Annotated in this window: 14 protein-coding genes; all 14 read left to right on the top strand. The window is 45.2% G+C overall.

Annotation, left to right across the window (positions count from 1 at the left end; all coding sequences use genetic code 11):
• Nucleotides 1–2: 2 nt before the first annotated feature.
• The 14 genes from MHB37_RS19460 (at nucleotide 3) to truB (ending at nucleotide 17,772) form a co-directional block, all read left to right on the top strand.
• Nucleotides 3–770 (top strand): isoprenyl transferase, encoded by a 768-nt coding sequence (locus MHB37_RS19460; RefSeq protein ID WP_076127834.1) that lies wholly within the window; start codon nucleotides 3–5, stop codon nucleotides 768–770.
• A 20-nt stretch (nucleotides 771–790) separates the two neighbouring features.
• Complete coding sequence (locus MHB37_RS19455; RefSeq protein WP_405168384.1) at nucleotides 791–1,594, top strand: phosphatidate cytidylyltransferase; 804 nt, start codon at nucleotides 791–793, stop codon at nucleotides 1,592–1,594.
• A gap of 23 nt (nucleotides 1,595–1,617) precedes the next feature.
• Entirely contained in the window at nucleotides 1,618–2,757 is a 1,140-nt protein-coding gene (locus tag MHB37_RS19450) for a 1-deoxy-D-xylulose-5-phosphate reductoisomerase (RefSeq protein WP_405168383.1), read from the top strand.
• Between the two features lie 247 nt (nucleotides 2,758–3,004).
• Nucleotides 3,005–4,279 carry an RIP metalloprotease RseP gene (gene rseP / locus MHB37_RS19445; protein WP_076127839.1) on the top strand — a complete coding sequence of 425 codons (1,275 nt, stop codon included), beginning with the start codon at nucleotides 3,005–3,007 and terminating at the stop codon, nucleotides 4,277–4,279.
• A 25-nt stretch (nucleotides 4,280–4,304) separates the two neighbouring features.
• Complete coding sequence (gene proS / locus MHB37_RS19440; protein ID WP_076182631.1) at nucleotides 4,305–5,753, top strand: proline--tRNA ligase; 1,449 nt, start codon at nucleotides 4,305–4,307, stop codon at nucleotides 5,751–5,753.
• Between the two features lie 266 nt (nucleotides 5,754–6,019).
• A complete protein-coding gene (locus MHB37_RS19435) occupies nucleotides 6,020–10,348 on the top strand; it encodes a PolC-type DNA polymerase III (protein WP_405168382.1) in 4,329 nt (1,442 codons plus the stop codon).
• 199 nt (nucleotides 10,349–10,547) lie between these two features.
• Nucleotides 10,548–11,015, top strand: a complete 468-nt coding sequence (gene rimP / locus MHB37_RS19430; RefSeq protein WP_076127842.1) for a ribosome maturation factor RimP — start codon at nucleotides 10,548–10,550, stop codon at nucleotides 11,013–11,015.
• A 26-nt stretch (nucleotides 11,016–11,041) separates the two neighbouring features.
• The gene (gene nusA / locus MHB37_RS19425) at nucleotides 11,042–12,139 is read left to right on the top strand and encodes a transcription termination factor NusA (RefSeq protein WP_036688470.1); all 1,098 of its coding nucleotides are present in this window, start codon (nucleotides 11,042–11,044) and stop codon (nucleotides 12,137–12,139) included.
• A gap of 28 nt (nucleotides 12,140–12,167) precedes the next feature.
• On the top strand, nucleotides 12,168–12,476 hold the full coding sequence (gene rnpM, locus MHB37_RS19420; RefSeq protein WP_036688467.1) for an RNase P modulator RnpM: 309 nt from the start codon (nucleotides 12,168–12,170) through the stop codon (nucleotides 12,474–12,476).
• The gene (locus MHB37_RS19415) at nucleotides 12,469–12,792 is read left to right on the top strand and encodes a YlxQ family RNA-binding protein (RefSeq protein ID WP_036688466.1); all 324 of its coding nucleotides are present in this window, start codon (nucleotides 12,469–12,471) and stop codon (nucleotides 12,790–12,792) included. Before rnpM ends, MHB37_RS19415 begins: the two co-directional genes overlap by 8 nt.
• Entirely contained in the window at nucleotides 12,785–15,445 is a 2,661-nt protein-coding gene (infB, locus tag MHB37_RS19410) for a translation initiation factor IF-2 (protein WP_076127844.1), read from the top strand. The genes MHB37_RS19415 and infB overlap by 8 nt, the downstream gene beginning before the upstream one ends.
• Before the next feature lie 18 nt (nucleotides 15,446–15,463).
• Complete coding sequence (rbfA, locus tag MHB37_RS19405; RefSeq protein WP_076127845.1) at nucleotides 15,464–15,811, top strand: 30S ribosome-binding factor RbfA; 348 nt, start codon at nucleotides 15,464–15,466, stop codon at nucleotides 15,809–15,811.
• A gap of 72 nt (nucleotides 15,812–15,883) precedes the next feature.
• Complete coding sequence (locus MHB37_RS19400) at nucleotides 15,884–16,861, top strand: bifunctional oligoribonuclease/PAP phosphatase NrnA (protein ID WP_405168381.1); 978 nt, start codon at nucleotides 15,884–15,886, stop codon at nucleotides 16,859–16,861.
• Nucleotides 16,858–17,772, top strand: coding sequence for a tRNA pseudouridine(55) synthase TruB (gene truB / locus MHB37_RS19395; protein ID WP_076127847.1), 915 nt, complete (start codon nucleotides 16,858–16,860; stop codon nucleotides 17,770–17,772). The genes MHB37_RS19400 and truB overlap by 4 nt, the downstream gene beginning before the upstream one ends.
• The last annotated feature ends 27 nt before the right edge of the window (nucleotides 17,773–17,799 follow it).

Raw genomic sequence — 17,799 nt, 5'->3', positions numbered from 1 at the left:
AAATGATCAAACGGATTCAAGCGTGGCTGAGCCGTAAAGACAGGCAACAGTCAGTCGAGATTTCACCGGATAACATTCCCCGGCATGTGGCTGTGATAATGGATGGTAATGGACGCTGGGCTAAACGGCGCGGCTTACCGCGCGTTATGGGTCATCAGAACGGCATGAAGGCTGTCAAACGTGCTACGATCGCTGCAGACGAATTAGGTATTAAATACTTAACGATGTATGCGTTCTCGACAGAAAACTGGATACGCCCGAAAGAAGAAGTCGATTACTTGATGCGTTTGCCTGGGGAGTTTCTGGCGATTGAGCTTGATGAGCTAATCGAGAAGAATGTTCAAGTACGCATGATGGGTGACGCTGACGCTTTACCTTCATATACCCGTAAGGCTATGGAAGAGGCGGTAGCTCGAACAAAAGAGAATACTGGATTGATCTTAAATTTTGCTCTTAACTATGGTGGACGCAATGAAATAGAAGGCTGTATGCGCAGTTTAGGGAAAGATATCCAAGCTGGTATATTGTCGCCAGAAGAAATTACATCAGAGTTGATTAACAACAGACTATTAACTGCTGGTTTACCCGATCCTGATTTGCTGATACGTACAAGCGGAGAAATTCGGCTTAGCAATTTTATGTTATGGCAGGTTGCCTATAGTGAACTGTGGTTTACTGATGTGTACTGGCCTGAGTTCGACAAAGAGCATTTGCATCAGGCCGTTGCTGAATATCAACGACGAACACGCCGTTATGGTGGACTGAAGTAGCTTGTTAGGAGATGGAACCTTTGAAGCAGCGATTGATTACCGGAATTGTTGCCGGAGTATTATTTTTAGGGTTATGTGTACTGGGAAACTGGCCGTATCAGGTTCTGCTTATTGCTATGGCTCTTATAGGTTTTTATGAATTTGTCAAAATGATAGGTATTCCTACGCTTTCCGGTACTACTGTTCTGGGTTACGCAGCTATTCTAAGCTTCATGATCCCATGGAATTTGCTTGGTGTTAATGAGCCGTTGTCCTGGGAGCAAGGGATTTGGATTCTGCTGTTATTGTTTCTTCTGGTCACCGTTTTTACTAAAAATAAATTAGATATTCGAGTAACAGCCTTGCTGTTTACTGGTATTGTATACATTGGAATGGGCTTCTCTTATATGGCCGTGGCTCGTGCATCGGATGACGGACATGGTTTGTACTGGACTTTTTTGCTCCTGTTCTGCATTTGGGGCAGTGATGCGGGGGCATATTTTGTAGGCAGAAGCTTTGGCAAGAACAAGCTCTGGCCGGCCATCAGTCCTAACAAAACGGTGGAAGGTGCTGTTGGCGGGGTACTGATCTCGATGCTTATTTCTATCGTGTTTGCGCTGCTTGCTCCTGAACACTTGACGATAGGACGAGCATTGCTTATTGGGCTTTCTTGTGCGATATTAGGGCAGCTTGGAGATCTTGTGCAGTCAGCTTATAAACGTGCGTATGGCATTAAAGACTCAGGTACACTTTTGCCAGGGCATGGCGGTATTCTTGATCGATGTGACAGCTGGATTATCGTATTTCCATTCGTACATATTGTAATGCTTATGCCTTACTATTAAACGAAGGGAGAGAGAGTATAACTATGAAAAAAATAAGTGTTCTAGGTTCGACGGGTTCGATCGGCACTCAGACTCTAGATGTCATCGCAATGCACCCAGACTCTTTTGAAGTAGATGGCTTGGCGGCCGGAACAAATACAGCATTATTACTGGAGCAAGTTCGTCGTTTTAACCCGCGTAGAGTCTCTGTGGCAACGAAAGAGCTGGCAGATGAGATTAGATCCAGCCTACCTTCTGGTATAGAGCTTTACAGCGGGAATGAAGGGCTTGTTGAAGTGGCGGCTGGCGGCGATGCCGAAATGGTTGTAACGGCTGTTATGGGAAGCGTAGGGCTTCAATCAACACTAGCGGCAATTGAAGCTGGCAAACATATTGGACTCGCCAATAAGGAGACATTAGTAACGGCCGGACATTTGGTCACTGATCTCGCTAATCGTAAGGGAGTTAAGCTGTTGCCGATTGATAGTGAGCATTCAGCTATTTATCAATGTCTCAATGGCGAGAACATCTCAGATATTGCCTACATTACTTTAACAGCATCCGGCGGCTCATTCCGTGACTTTACGCGTGATCAGCTTAAGGATGTGACGGTAGAAGATGCACTTCGTCATCCGAATTGGAGCATGGGCGCGAAAATAACGATAGATTCTGCTACAATGGTGAACAAGGGCCTAGAGGTTATTGAAGCGCATTGGTTATTCGGTCTTCCGTATGAACAAGTGAATGTGCTGCTGCACCCGGAGAGCATCATTCACTCTTATGTTGAATTCCGTGACAGCAGTATTATTGCCCAGCTTGGCAATCCCGATATGCGTGTCCCGATTCAATATGCACTTACTTATCCAGCTCGTTGGGAATCTCCAGCACAGCGGTTGTCGTTAGCTGAGATAGGACGTTTGACCTTCCGTGAAATGGACTTTGAACGTTACCCTGCACTGAAGCTAGCGATAGATTGTGGAAAAGTTGGTGGAACGGCGACTACAGCTTTTAATGCTGCGAACGAAATAGCTGTTGCTCGATTCTTGAGTCATGAGATCTCGTTCCTGCGTATTGAGGAGATTATCGGAGAAGTGCTAGATCGTCATAATAACGAGCATAATCCGAATCTGGAACAAATTGAATCCTGTGATAGACGTGTTCGAGAACTGGCAGCTACGCTGTAGAACGTAGAAAGATATCCTTTTCAAAATATAAGAAAGTATAAGTTTCACTTTATACATTATCCTTATATTTCTCGCGTAAACGCGTACCGTCTCCTTAAGGGACACCGATGGCGTTATTGCTTGAATGGAAATACTTACTTTGCCCTAAAAATAGGTTGGGACAGTTGATTCTCTTGTGCCTGATCGGAGAATAATGATAAATTAAGAGGACATACTTCGGTCTTACACCTAAAGGGGGATGATACGTTTGGAAATGGTTCAGGTCGTTTTTTTAACGGTGCTCATGTTTTTTGTACTTGTGACTGTACACGAATGGGGTCACTATTATTTTGCCAAACGCGCCGGTATTCTCGTGAGGGAATTTGCTATCGGTTTCGGTCCGAAACTGTTTTCTTATAAACGGAATGAGACTCAGTTCACTCTTCGCTTACTGCCTTTTGGCGGTTATGCCCGTATGGCTGGTGAAGATCCTGAGATTGTCGAGATTGGTTCTGGACAGACCATTGCGGTAAGGCTCGGACAAGACAATAAAGTTAAAAACATTTATCTGGATGCACTAGACACCCGTAGAAATGTTATCCGTGGTGAGGCGCTGAATACCGATCTCGAGGATAAATTGCAGATTACCTTAGATGTGGACGGAGAAGTTACTACTTATGATGTTCATCCGCAAGCAATGATGATTAAAGGGACGCAACAGACACAAATTGCACCTAAAGATCGTCAATTCGGCAGCAAGACCGTGGGTCAGCGTGCGTTGGCTATTGTTGCGGGTCCTGTGATGAACTTTCTGTTAGCTTTTGTACTCTTCGCCATCCATTTGCAAATGGTCGGTATTCAAGTTGAAAATCCTACTTTTGTTAAGATTGGCGACGTCTCCGAAGGAATGCCTGCGCAAGAAGCAGGACTCCAAAAGGGCGACATCATTGTCTCCATCAATGGTGAGAAAATCGGTGCTGATTACCAAAAAATGATTAGCTTGACCTCGGAGTCCAAAGGGAAAGAAATGAACTGGACGCTGCAGCGGGGAGAGGAAACCCTTAACGTTACGCTAGTTCCTCGTAGTATGGAAGGGCAAGAAGGCGGTAAAATAGGCATCACTCCTGAGCTGCCTACTCGTAAAGCTGGTTTTGGCGAGACGATAACGGGTTCAGGAAAAGCTATGGTCGATACGACAGAAGCTATCTTTTTGGGCTTTAAACAATTGATCAATAAATTCAATATGGATGATATTGGAGGTCCGGTTCGTACGTTTGAGGTAACCGGTCAAATTGCTCAACAAGGTATTCAGTATCTTACATACTGGGCCGCTATTTTGAGTCTATATCTGGGGATATTTAACCTCTTGCCGATTCCGGCACTCGATGGAAGCCGTCTGGCATTCCTAGGTGTAGAGGCACTGCGTGGCAAACCTGTGGATCCGGGTCATGAAGGCATGGTTCACTTTGTAGGTTTTGCACTGCTATTTTTATTAATGATTGCTGTTACGTATAATGATATTTTACGTTTGATCAGCGGCTAATTTTCTTCGGGAGGCATTCCATTACATGGCAAAAGATAAACAATTCGTTACGGAAATCACGCCGCAAAGCGAGGATTTCTCACGCTGGTATATTGATGTTATTAAAAAAGGAGACTTGATGGATTACTCTCCTGTTCGTGGCTGTATTGTATTTAAGCCAGAAGGCTATGAAATATGGGAGCATATTCAGGAGGAAATGAACCGTCGACTCAAGGAAACTGGGCATCGAAACGCTTATTTTCCAGTGTTCATTCCAGAGAGTTTCTTTCAGAAGGAAAAGGATCACATTGAAGGCTTTAATCCAGAGCTGCCATGGGTAACAGAAGCGGGTGGTGACGTACTTGAGGAACGTCTCGCAGTTCGTCCTACTTCAGAGACCATGTTCGGCCACATGTACTCCAAATGGATTCAATCTTATCGTGACCTTCCTGTACTTATCAATCAATGGGCGAACGTGGTTCGTTGGGAGAAACGTACATTGCCATTTATCCGCACTACTGAGTTTCTTTGGCAAGAAGGGCATACCGCGCATGAGAATGAAGCGGAAGCTCGTGAAGAAACTATGCGGATGCTGGATAACTACCGTGATTTTGTCGAGACCTATCTTGCCATTCCGGTTATTACCGGACAAAAGACACCTTCCGAGCGTTTTGCCGGTGCGGTAGATACGTATTCTATTGAAGCGATGATGAAGGATGGACGCGCTGTTCAGGCTGCTACTTCACATTACCTTGGCACCAAGTTTGCCACAGCTTTTGAGATTCAATATTTAAGCCGTGACAATAATTTGGAGTATGTACACACTACTTCATGGGGCTCAACCACTCGCTTGATTGGCTCCCTGATTATGGTGCATGGAGATGACCGCGGTCTTGTTCTGCCGCCTAAGGTAGCTCCAACGCAAGTTATTATGATTCCTATCGGACCTCCTAAGACCCGCGAAGCTGTGATTGGGCGGACGGACGAGCTGTTCAAGGAATTGAAGAATGCTGGCGTTCGTGTACGTGTGGATGATCGTTCAGATGTTACCCCAGGCTGGAAGTTTAATGAATATGAAATGCGTGGAGTGCCAGTACGTTTGGAGCTTGGACCACGTGACATGGAGAATGGCGTCTGCGTTCTCGTCTCACGTGTCACCGGTGAGAAGAAGGTTATTCAACAGGAGAACCTCGTAGAAGAGGTTCAAACAATGCTTGAACAGGTTCACAAGGAAATGTTCGAACGTGCGCTGAAATTCCGTGAGGACCACTTCTATTCTGTGGATTCCTTGGAGGAAATGAAAGCTTCGATGGACGAAAAACGTGGATTTGCTCTAGCGGGATGGTGTGGTTCCGAAGAATGCGAGTCCAAAGTTAAGGAAGAGACAGGTGCGGGTAGCCGCAATATTCCTTTTGATCCAGCGGAGACTAAGCAAGTCTGCATATGCTGTGGCCAACCAGCCAAGCATACTGTGGTTTTTGCAAAGGCGTATTAATCATTAGGCACCGATCAACAGTCTTGTAGTATTTTAATTTAGCTTCTGGCGAGAGGAGTCGGCGGGCCGTAAGAACCCAATGCTTTTTGAACCCAGAAGCTTTTTAAAATATAAGAATTTATAGGTTTTCGCTATAAATTCTTATATTTTTACGAGAAACAGTTGTCGTCTTTAAAAGTCGACTACATCGTTTCTTCTTATCATATTGTACTTTCACTGTATATCATGGATAGTTTTAACTGGGTTATTAAAGGTGGGAGGAAAGCATGGAACAAAACCAGGAGAGAAGAAAAAGGTTCGAGCTCTTGATGAAGCAGGGTGAAATTCCGCCTGCAATCATGGACCCCTACTTTTTGGATGGGTATATAGAACGTGTTGAGATCAGTCGCGGTAATCGGGACTGGCAAATCATTATTGCGAAAGAAAGTCTGGTTCCAGCACAGGTATATCGGACATTTTGCCTTAGAATGCGTGAGAAGCTACAGCATATAGCTAAAGTAAGCTTTTTGTTCCTATATGATGAGAAGGTTAGCAGAGCGGAGCTTGTCCAGGAATATTGGGGACTGTTTCTGGAGTGGGTACATCGGGAGATCCCATCGGTAAACGGCTGGCTGACCCGCTCCTCACAGGAGCTTAAAGAGGATACTTTAATGTTAACGATGAGTGATTCCACTTCGATGGAGTTGGCTCGCAAAAAAGGCATCGATGGAGCAATTATTAAATTTTATGATAAGTATTTCGGTCTCTCCTTAAAAGTTAAATTACTAATGGCGGAGAACGAAAATAATAATGTTGAAGCATTCGAAGAATTTCAGCAAAAGCTTCAGCAAGAACAACGCGAGATCGTTGAGCAGATGATGACTGCTGTGGAAACAGAAGCTCCTGCTGATGATAGCGATCCTAATGAAGTAATTAAGCTTCAAGTGGGGTATGAAATTAAGGAACAGGCCGTGCCGATTCTTGAAATTCAAGATGAAGAGAAGAAAATTACAATTCAGGGTACCATTTTTGGTCTGGATCGTAAGGAGCTTCGCAATGGCAGTACCTTGTTCACTTTCAGTCTGACCGATTTTACGGATTCTCTACAAATGAAGATGTTCGCGAAGACTAAAGATGATCTGAAGGTTATGAGTCAGCTAGCTAATGGCAAATGGGTAAGAGCACGCGGGAAAGTAGAATATGACCGTTTTATGCAGATTCCTGAGCTCGTGATGATCCCTTCAGATTTAACGGAAGTTAAGGCACCGCCTGCGCGTAAAGATACAGCTCCTAAGAAACGGGTGGAATTCCACCTTCACACTACGATGAGTACGATGGATGCGGTCACTCCGATCACTACCTATGTCAAAACAGCTGCCCAGTGGGGTCATCCTGCGATTGCTATTTCTGATCATGGTGGCGTTCAGGCTTTTCCTGATGCAAACCATGCAGCTCATAAGCATAAGATAAAAATGATTTATGGTGTGGAAGCTAATGTTGTGAATGACTCTGTGAATATTGTCGAGAACGCTCAGCCTTTGGACTTGAAGACAGCTACCTATGTAGTGTTTGATATAGAAACCACGGGTTTATCGATTACCCGCAATAATATTACGGAGCTGGCGGCCATTAAAATGTGCGAAGGCAAAGAAGTAGACCGTTATTCTACTTTTGTTAATCCGCATGAGAAAATCCCTTATCATATTCAGCAATTGACCAATATTACGGATGAAATGGTTAAGGATGCTCCTGATCTTGAACCAGTGCTGCGTAAGTTTGTTGAATTTGTGGGTGACAGTATCCTTGTAGCTCATAACGCCAGATTTGATATGGGTTTTATTCAGGCCTCGTTACGTAAAATAGGTGAACCTGTGCTTCCGAATCCATCTCTTGATACGCTTGAGCTCGCTCGGTTACTATATCCAAGCATGAAGAATCACAGGCTGAACACATTAGCCGATAAATATAAAGTTCTTCTGGAAAGCCATCACCGTGCGATTGATGATACCATAGCACTTGGCGGTATATTAACAGGATTGCTCGCAGATGCTGAAAAGATGAAGGGCATGACCCGCCTTGATCGACTAAACGATTATGTGGGTAATGATCTTTCGAACACAAGACCGTTCCACTGTAATATTTATGCACTTAATCAAATAGGCAAAAAAAATCTCTATAAGCTCATTTCCATGTCACATACGGAATATTTCAAACGTGTACCTTGTATTCCAAAATCCAAGCTGGAAGAGCATAGAGATGGACTGCTAGTGATTTCCGGTTGTGAACGTGGAGAGTTTTTTGAAGCAGTACTCAACAAAACGACTGAGGAAGCCATGGAGGTTGCTCATTTTTATGATGTGCTGGAGATTCAGCCATTGACCATGTACATGCACTTGGTGGACAAGGGCTTTGTAGCAGGCCCTGATGAGCTTCGCGATGTAGTCCGGAAGGTTTGCGAAATAGGGGAACAGTTGAATAAACCTGTTATCGCAACGGGGAATGTACATTATCTTGAACCCCGGGACAAGCTGTATCGTGATATTACGATTAATGGGATTACGGGCTTTAGTCCGCTTAAAGACCAACGCAAACCGGATGCACACTTCCGCACAACAGATGAAATGCTGTCTGAATTCGAATTTCTTGGTGCTGAAAAAGCGATGGAAGTCGTTGTCACAAATACAGTTGAGCTGGCGGAGCGTTTTGAAGAACTGGAGCTATTTCCAGATAAGCTATTTACACCAATTATTGACGGGGCGGACGAAGAAATTCGCGAGACCTGCTACAATACTGCCAAATCCATTTACGGTGAAGAGCTGCCTGAGGTAGTTATTGCCCGTTTGGAGAAAGAGCTTGCACCGATTATTAAATACGGGTTCTCTGCCAACTATTTGATTTCTGAACGTCTCGTTAAAAAGTCAAATCAGGATGGGTATCTCGTAGGCTCGCGGGGTTCCGTAGGTTCATCTGTAGTAGCTACATTTCTAGGAATTTCAGAAGTTAATCCTTTGCCTGCGCATTATATTTGCCTAAACCCCGAGTGTCGCCATAATGAATGGTTCCTGGACGGTAGTGTGCGGAGCGGATTCGATTTACCAGATAAAGTCTGCCCGGATTGCGGTCTGAAGCTCAAAGGTGAAGGCCAGGATATTCCGTTCGAGACCTTCCTTGGATTTAAGGGGGATAAAGTCCCCGATATCGACTTGAATTTCTCAGGGGAATATCAACCGAATGCACATAACTTTACCAAAGAAATGTTTGGTGAGAAAAATGTATTCCGTGCCGGAACGATTGGTACCGTAGCTGAGAAGACAGCCTTCGGATTTGCAAAAAAATACGAAGAACTTCACCAGAAACGTTGGCGTGGAGCTGAAGTTGGCCGTCTGGCGGCTGGCTGTACAGGCGTTAAACGTAGTACGGGACAGCATCCGGGTGGTATAGTCGTTGTTCCAGACTATATGGAGGTAGAAGATATTACGCCAGTACAATTCCCGGCGGATGATGTCAATGCTGAATGGAAGACCACACACTTTGATTATCACGCTTTTGACGCGAATTTGCTGAAGCTTGATATTCTGGGTCATGATGATCCGACGATGATGCGGATGCTTCAGGATTTGACAGGTGTTGATCCAACTTCTATCCCGATGAATGATCCGAAAGTAATGAGCATGTTTAACTCTACAGATGCACTTGGAGTAAGACCTGACGAAATCAGATCACCGGTTGCGACCTATGGTGTGCCCGAAATGGGTACCAAGTTCGTACGTCAAATGCTTATTGAGTCGAAGCCGTCCAGCTTTGCTGACTTACTGCAAATATCAGGTTTGTCTCATGGTACTGGTGTTTGGCTTGGTAACGCTCAAGAGCTTATAAAGAATAACACTTGTAACATTAAGACCGTTATCGGTTGTCGTGATGACATCATGCTCTTCTTAATTTATAAAGCGGGAATGGATGCGAGCTTGGCCTTTAAAATTACCGAGAGTGTTCGTAAAGGTAAAGGTTTGTCTGACGAATGGATCGAGGAAATGAAAAAGTGCAAGGTCCCACAATGGTATATTGATTCTTGTCTAAAGATTCAATACATGTTCCCGAAGGCGCATGCAGCTGCATACGTAATTTCTGCAGTACGTACCGCCTACTTCAAGCTGTATCATCCTATTGAATATTATGCGACTTATTTCTCTGTACGTGCAGCAGATTTTGATATTGAATTGTGCTGTAAGGGGTATGAAGCCATCAGCCGTCAGATCGTAGAAATTGAGCAAAAAGGATTTCAAGCTTTGCCTAAGGAAAAGGCTATGTTGCCTGTCCTTGAGATGGCTTTGGAGATGACGGCACGTGGGTTTACATTCAAAAACATTGATCTTTACCGCTCAGAAGCGAATAAGTTTATTGTTGATGACAAGAGTTTGATTCCTCCGTTTTCTGCTTTAGCGGGAATTGGTGAGAATGCTGCTATCAACATAGCTGCTGCGAAAGATGCTGGCGAGTTCCTGTCTATTGAAGATTTCCAGCAGAAATCAAAGGCAAGTAAGACGGTTATAGAGCTGCTGACCGGCATGGGCTGCTTCCGCGGCTTACCGGAAAGCAATCAACTTTCCCTATTTTAAAGGCTTTAACAACACTTATTTCATGGCTAGAAAAGAGTGCTCCAAAGGGGGAGTCAAGGGCTAGCACTTGTCAGTCCAGTTTCCCTATGGTATAATTTCTTTGGTAATAATGAGATAAGTCCGTTGTGTAAAGAGTGGGGAAACCCACTCTTTATCTTTGGTATATAGCAAAAGACAAGTTCGTGGAGGTAATTTTCTTTTGAGCACACCCAAATCTAAAATTAAACAAACGGTAGAGCAGATGCTCGGGCCCTATCTCGACGACAATGGTTTCGAACTGGTGGACGTTGAATACGTGAAGGAAGGCTCCAATTGGTTTCTGCGTATATTCGTAGATAAAGAAGGCGGCATTGATATTGATGACTGCGGGATCATTAGCGAATATTTCAGTCAGAAGTTAGATGAGAATGATCCTATTCCTGAGGCATATTTCCTTGAGGTTTCCTCGCCGGGAGCAGAGCGTCCTCTCAAAAAAGCTGCGGATGTAGCTAAAGCGGTAGGTAAGGACGTGTATGTGACTGTTTATGAGCCGATTCAAGGACTCAAAGAATTTGAAGGTCGTTTGCTCTCGTTCGAGAACGAGGAACTGCTCATCTCCGCGGGCAAAAAAGAACATGTAGTACCGTACGCCAAGGTCGCAAGTGCGAGATTGGCCATTATTTTTTAACGTCTTGAAAGGGGGGCCGGAAATTCATGAGTATGGAGTTTATTGAAGCAATGAATGAGCTGGAGAGGGAGAGAGGCATCAGTAAAGATGTGCTGTTTGAAGCGATTGAAGCGGCGCTGATCTCTAGTTATAAACGTAATTTCAATGCAGCACAGAACGTGCGTGTTGACATGAATCGCAATACAGGTGTCATTAAAGTGTTTGCCCGCAAGTTAATTGTTGAGGAGGTCCTGGATACAAGGACTGAAATCTCATTGCCGGCAGCCAGAGAAATTAACCCGCATTTCCAGCTGGAAGATATCGCTGAGCTTGAAGTGACACCGCGTGATTTTGGACGTATTGCCGCACAGACTGCTAAGCAGGTTGTAACTCAACGAATTCGCGAGGCAGAGCGTGGACTTATCTATAATGCTTTTATCGACAAAGAAGATGATATCGTTACTGGACTAGTTCAACGTCAAGATATGCGGAACATTTACATTGATCTTGGTAAAATCGAAGCGGTTCTTCCGCTTAGCGAATTGATGCCAGGTGAAAAGTTCAAACAAAGCGAACGCATCAAGGCTTATATCACAAAAGTTGAGAATACAACAAAAGGTCCGCAGATTATGCTCTCCCGCAGTCATCCTGGATTACTGAAGCGTCTGTTCGAGCTTGAAGTTCCTGAAATATTTGATGGTGTAGTTGAGATTCGTTCTGTAGCCCGTGAAGCTGGCTTCCGCTCGAAGATTGCTGTGTATTCCCGCAATCCAGAAGTAGATCCCGTTGGTTCTTGCGTAGGTCCAAGAGGCACACGCGTTCAGACCATCGTTACTGAGCTTCGCGGTGAGAAGATCGATATCGTCCGTTATTCTGATCTGGTGCAGGAATATGTTGCGAATGCACTTAGCCCTTCAAAGGTTCTTGAAGTTCAAGTCTTTGAAGCGGAGAAGATGGCGAGAGTTATCGTTCCTGATTATCAATTGTCACTGGCTATCGGTATTAAAGGGCAAAATGCACGTCTTGCCGCTAAACTTACCGGCTGGAAGATTGATATCAAGAGTGAAACTCAAGCGGAGCAGGAATACGGCAGACCGAAATCTTCTATTGATGAAATGCATCAGGATTCCGTCTCCATAGATTAATTAACCTGCTTGACGGGAGGCGTTTGTTATGAAACAAAAAAAGGTGCCGCTGCGTAAATGCGTTGCTACCCAAGAGATGATGCCTAAAAAAGAGCTGATTCGTGTGGTAAGAACGCCTGAAGGTGAAGTGCTGATTGATCTGACGGGCAAGAAGTCAGGCCGTGGTGCTTACATATGCGGCAAGCTTGAATGCTTTCAGCTGGCACAAAAGAACAAAGCACTTGACCGTGCATTGAAATGTCAAGTGAGTCCTGAAATCTACGCCCAGCTAGCCCGGGAGTTTACTTCCGTGGAAGAGCAGTTTCTAGCAGCAAAGGATAGTGAGGATAATGAGTAAGGCGCTTTCTTATTTAGGGCTTGCCATGAGAGCAGGCAAGATAGTCACCGGTGACGAGGCTGTACTCAAAGCTGTACGGTCTTCAGAGGCGAAGCTGGTCGTTCTGGCAGGTGACGCTTCAGATAATACCCAAAAAAAGTTCCGTGATAAATGCGGAACTTACGATATTCCACTAGTAATCGCATTTCACCGGGATGAACTCGGTGCAAGTATTGGTAAAGACCAGCGTGTAGTACTGGCCATTACGGATAAAGGATTCGCGGAAATGATCTCCAAGCAACTCGGAGATACTGTCGGAGGTGGATTTATTGACTAAAGAAGAGAACAAAGATAAATTGCGCGTGTACGAATACGCCAAGTCACTAAACATGAGCAGTAAAGAAATTATTACTATTCTGAAGCGTTTGAATGTCCCTGTGAATAATCATATGAGTGTCATGGAGAATGGATCCGTGAACAAAGTTGAACAGTTCTTTAAGGATATCAAATCAAACGCTGCAGCCAAGCGGGATACCGGCACCAGCAGCCGGCCGGTAACAACCGGTGCGGTAACAGCCGAACCTCAAAGTGCTCAGAATGCCAACAAAAATCAACAGGAAAAGCAGGTAGGTATGAACAGTAACCAAAACAACAACCAATCGACGACGTCCCCAAGGCCCCAAAGCGGACAAGATTCCCGCAGAACACAAACAGGTTCAACGCAGAATGCACGTCCGCAACAAAGCGGTGCTCCACGTACTAACAGTACTAGCAGTACTAGCAGCAGCCGCCCGCAAGGCAGCACTACTGGCGGCAATCGCCCACAAGGTAGCAATACCGGTGGCAGCCGTCCGCAAAGCAGTAATACTGGCGGCAACCGTCCACAAGGTAGCAATACCGGTGGCAGCCGTCCGCAAGGCAGCAATACTGGTGGTAGCCGCCCACAAGGCAGCAACACTGGTGGAAGCCGTCCACAAGGCAGCAACACAAGTGGCAGCCGTCCGCAAGGACAAAGCAGTGCACCACGCACTGACAGCCGTCCACAAGGTCAATCTGGCACAGGCGGAGGTTTCACACGCGGTGATGACAGAGGTCCTAAAAAGAACACAACTGGTGGCAGACCGAATAATAATCAAAGACGTTTCGATGATGGTAAAGGTGGTAACTACCGCGGTCGTGGTGGTAAGAATGGCCGTGGCAAGAACCAGCCAATGGTACACCGCGAGAAGATCGATAACACACCTAAGAAAATCATCGTTCGTGGCAGCATGACCGTTGGTGAAACAGCGAAATTGCTTCACAAGGATGCTTCTGAAGTAATCAAAAAGCTGATTTCGATGGGTGTTATGGCTACCATCAACCAAGAACTTGATATCGACACCATTTTGCTACTCGCTGCTGAATTTGGCGTAGAAGTAGAAGTGAAGATTCCTGTTGACGAGGACAGCTTCGAAACAGTGGAAGAGAATGACAATGAAGAGGATCTTCAGACTCGTCCTCCAGTAGTTACTATTATGGGTCACGTTGACCATGGTAAAACTACACTACTTGATGCTATTCGTTCGACCAATGTGACGCTAGGCGAAGCCGGCGGAATCACTCAGCACATCGGTGCTTATCAAGTCGAAATCAACCAAAAGAAAATCACGTTCCTTGATACACCTGGTCACGAAGCATTTACTGCTATGCGTGCTCGTGGTGCACAGGTTACGGATATGACAATTATCGTAGTAGCTGCTGATGACGGTGTTATGCCTCAGACCGTTGAAGCTATTGCACACGCTAAGGCTGCTGGACTTCCGATTATTGTCGCTGTTAATAAAATCGACAAACCGGGTGCAGATCCTGATAAGGTGAAGCAAGAGCTTACAAGTTATGAACTTGTTCCTGAAGAGTGGGGCGGAGATACCATCTTCGTTAACCTCTCTGCGAAACAACGTATTAACTTGGAAGAACTGCTGGAAATGATCCTGCTCGTAGCTGAAGTTAATGAGTACAAAGCGAACCCTGACAAACGGGCACGCGGTACTGTTATAGAAGCTGAGCTTGATAAATCCCGTGGACCAGTTGCTCGTATACTCGTTCAGAACGGTACGTTGAAAGTCGGCGATGCCTTTGTAGCAGGTAACTGCTTCGGACGTGTACGTGCGATGGTCAATGATAAAGGTCGTAAGATCAAAGAAGCTGGACCATCTACTCCAGTAGAAATTACTGGTTTGACTGAGGTGCCACAAGCTGGCGATCCGTTTATGGCTTTTGAAGACGAGCGTAAAGCGCGTGCGATTGCTGATAGACGTTCTACTTCCCAACGTCAATCTGAGCTGAATACGAACACCCGTGTAACTTTGGATGATCTGTTCCAGCACATTAAAGATGGCGAGATCAAAGACCTTAACGTGATTATCAAAGCTGACGTACAAGGTTCAGTCGAGGCGCTTAAAGGATCTTTGGCTAAGATCGAAGTGGAAGGCGTGCGCGTGAAGATCATTCACAGCGGTGCTGGTGCGATTACTGAATCCGATATTACGCTTGCAGCAGCATCGAATGCTATCGTTATCGGCTTTAACGTTCGTCCAGACGCACAGACCAAAGCAGCTGCTGAGCAAGAAAAAGTAGATGTTCGTCTGCACAACATTATCTACAATGTAATTGAAGAAATCGAAAGTGCCATGAAAGGTATGCTCGATCCTATCTATAAAGAGAATGTTATCGGTCACGCCGAAGTTCGCAGCGTGTTCAAAATCAGCAAAGTGGGTACCATTGCAGGATGTATGGTTACTTCCGGTAAAATTACCCGTAATGCTGAAATGCGCTTGATCCGTAGCGGAATCGTAGTGTTCACAGGTAAGGTTGATACTTTGAAACGTTTCAAAGATGATGCCAAAGAAGTGGCGCAAGGTTATGAATGTGGCATAACTTTGGAACGCTATAATGACGTCCAAGAGGGCGACATTATCGAAGCGTTTCTTATGGAAACTGTAGAGCGCTAAGCGAAGAGGTGAATATAGATGTCTAAAATTAGAGCAGGACGAGTGGGCGAGCAGATCAAGAAAGAGCTTAGTCAACTTATCCAAAGCGGTCTGAAAGACCCTCGAATCGGTTTTGTAACTGTAACTGGCGTAGACGTGACTAACGATCTATCGCAAGCCAAGGTATACCTAAGCGTGTTCGGGGATGAAGAGCAGAAGTCAGACTCGCTTAAAGCGATTGAGAAAGCCAATGGTTTTCTTCGCTCAGAGCTTGGCAAGGCCATTCGCCTTCGGCATACACCGGAGCTGATCTTCAAGTTCGACGAATCTGTCGCTTATGGCAGTCATATTGAGAAGCTTCTTGGAGAGCTTCATAAGAACGATTAGAAATAAGTGATTAAAGTGGGGTTCAAAATAGCGTTATGCTATTTTGAACAACCTTTAAAAAGGAGACGGCGAATGCAGAGCTATGAACAAAGTCTCCAGCAGACCCGTGAGTTTCTGCTGGAACACGACGATTACCTTGTAGTGTCGCATGTTCAGCCGGACGGAGATGCAGTCAGCTCCACCCTTGCGGTGGGCTGGCTTCTCTCATGTCTGGGCAAAAAATACACTATGCTGAATGAAGGACCAATCCCGAAGCGAATGGAATACCTATGGCATTCGGATGAAATCATCAATATGGCCTCTAGTGAACCGCCCCGTCAATACAGCAACGTCATCTGTGTGGATTGTGCGGATTTTCAGCGAGTAGGGCTGACAAATCGCTATTTTGCGAATGAGGCTCTTATCCTGAATATTGATCACCATCCAACAAATAACGGTTATGGATTCGTTAATTTAATCAAACCGGATTCAGCTGCGACAGCGGAAATTTTGTTCGACCTGCTGAAGACATTCGAGATCGAATGGGATATTGATATCGCCACAGCTATATATACGGGTCTGTTAACAGATACCGGTGGTTTTCGTTATACCAACACATCACCAAAAGTAATGGCAGCTGTATCTGAGCTATTATCCCTTGGGGTTAACGGTCCTGAACTCGCTGAGACATTGCTTGAAGAAATGACGCTGCCACAGGTTAAAATATTAAATAAAGCCTTAAATACGCTGGAATTATCTCCTGAAGGAGATATTGCCTGGCTATATGTTACACCCGAGCATATGATCGAATGTGCTGCTGCTAATGAAGATTTGGAAGGAATCGTAAACTACCCTCGTAATATTCGGGGCGTGGAAGTAGGCATTCTTTTTAAAGTTATTCACGAACATGCGGTCAAGGTTAGCCTGCGTTCTGCCGGTAAAGTTGACGTGGCTGCATTGGCGCAAACGTTTGGAGGCGGCGGTCATACCCGTGCTGCAGGTGCGCGTATAGAAGCTACGCTTGAAGAGGCAATAGCTCAGGTGCTTGAGGAGGTAAGACGTCATTTATGAGTGAATTAGAAGGTGTTCTGGCGGTTTATAAACCGGCAGGCTTCACTTCACATGATGTTGTAGCCAAGGCACGTCGGATTCTCGGCATGAAACGAATTGGTCATACGGGGACACTAGATCCCCAAGTGACTGGTGTATTGCCGCTTTGTCTGGGACGTGCGACTCGCGTTGTGGAGTATATTCAGGAGCTGCCCAAAGAATATGTGGCAACACTGAGACTGGGGATGTCCAGTGATACTGAAGACTTAACTGGAACCATTACGGAAACTGTTGATGAGGTTCATGTAACTGAGGAAGAGATTCTTGCAGTGCTTGCCTCTTTCAAAGGCGTAATTTCTCAGGTTCCTCCCATGTACTCTGCGGTGAAAGTCGACGGCAAACGTCTTTATGAATTGGCTAGAGAAGGCAAAACCGTTGAACGGAAAAGTCGCGAAGTAGAGATTTATGAAATCGAAATGACGGATATGACTTGGGAAGGTAATCATCCCGACATCACTTTCCGGGTATTATGCTCCAAAGGCACGTATATTCGTACACTTTGTGTAGATATCGGTCGTGCGCTTGGACTGCCGGGTGTAATGGTGAAGCTGGAGAGAACAATGTCGGCAGGAATTTCTGCCAGCCATTGTTTATCCCTTGAGGATATTGCCGCGCACAAGGAAGCCGGAACATTGGAAGATCATTTAATCGCTGCTGATGAGGCAATTTCGCATTTGCCTAAGCATACCGTTATGGATGAGAAGAAGAAGGCAGCACTGCAAGGGCAACGTTTGTCTTCGCGGTTCATTGCTCCAGAAGTGAAGACAACAGGTCAAATTCGGCTATACGATCTTCAGGGATTGTTTCTTGGCATTTATGAGTTGGAAGAGACAGGTGCTATTGCCCCAGTAAAGGTGTTTGCACAAGCTTAAATCAATTTTACCAAGTGAATTGTAGGT

Origin of the sequence: Paenibacillus sp. FSL H3-0286 (assembly GCF_045040705.1) — a bacterium.
GTDB lineage: Bacteria > Bacillota > Bacilli > Paenibacillales > Paenibacillaceae > Paenibacillus_AQ > Paenibacillus_AQ odorifer.
Note: the sequence above shows the minus strand (reverse complement) of the source record. Positions and strands in the feature narration are given on the sequence as shown.

What these genes read in the sequence shown, in the direction of transcription:
- MHB37_RS19460 (WP_076127834.1), top strand. Translation starts at nt 3, where the DNA reads ATGATCAAACGGATTCAAGCGTGGCTGAGCCGTAAAGACAGGCAACAG.
- MHB37_RS19400 (WP_405168381.1), top strand. Translation starts at nt 15,884, where the DNA reads ATGCAGAGCTATGAACAAAGTCTCCAGCAGACCCGTGAGTTTCTGCTG.
- MHB37_RS19435 (WP_405168382.1), top strand. Translation starts at nt 6,020, where the DNA reads ATGGAACAAAACCAGGAGAGAAGAAAAAGGTTCGAGCTCTTGATGAAG.
- rnpM (WP_036688467.1), top strand. Translation starts at nt 12,168, where the DNA reads ATGAAACAAAAAAAGGTGCCGCTGCGTAAATGCGTTGCTACCCAAGAG.
- MHB37_RS19450 (WP_405168383.1), top strand. Translation starts at nt 1,618, where the DNA reads ATGAAAAAAATAAGTGTTCTAGGTTCGACGGGTTCGATCGGCACTCAG.
- proS (WP_076182631.1), top strand. Translation starts at nt 4,305, where the DNA reads ATGGCAAAAGATAAACAATTCGTTACGGAAATCACGCCGCAAAGCGAG.
- MHB37_RS19415 (WP_036688466.1), top strand. Translation starts at nt 12,469, where the DNA reads ATGAGTAAGGCGCTTTCTTATTTAGGGCTTGCCATGAGAGCAGGCAAG.
- rbfA (WP_076127845.1), top strand. Translation starts at nt 15,464, where the DNA reads ATGTCTAAAATTAGAGCAGGACGAGTGGGCGAGCAGATCAAGAAAGAG.
- truB (WP_076127847.1), top strand. Translation starts at nt 16,858, where the DNA reads ATGAGTGAATTAGAAGGTGTTCTGGCGGTTTATAAACCGGCAGGCTTC.
- nusA (WP_036688470.1), top strand. Translation starts at nt 11,042, where the DNA reads ATGAGTATGGAGTTTATTGAAGCAATGAATGAGCTGGAGAGGGAGAGA.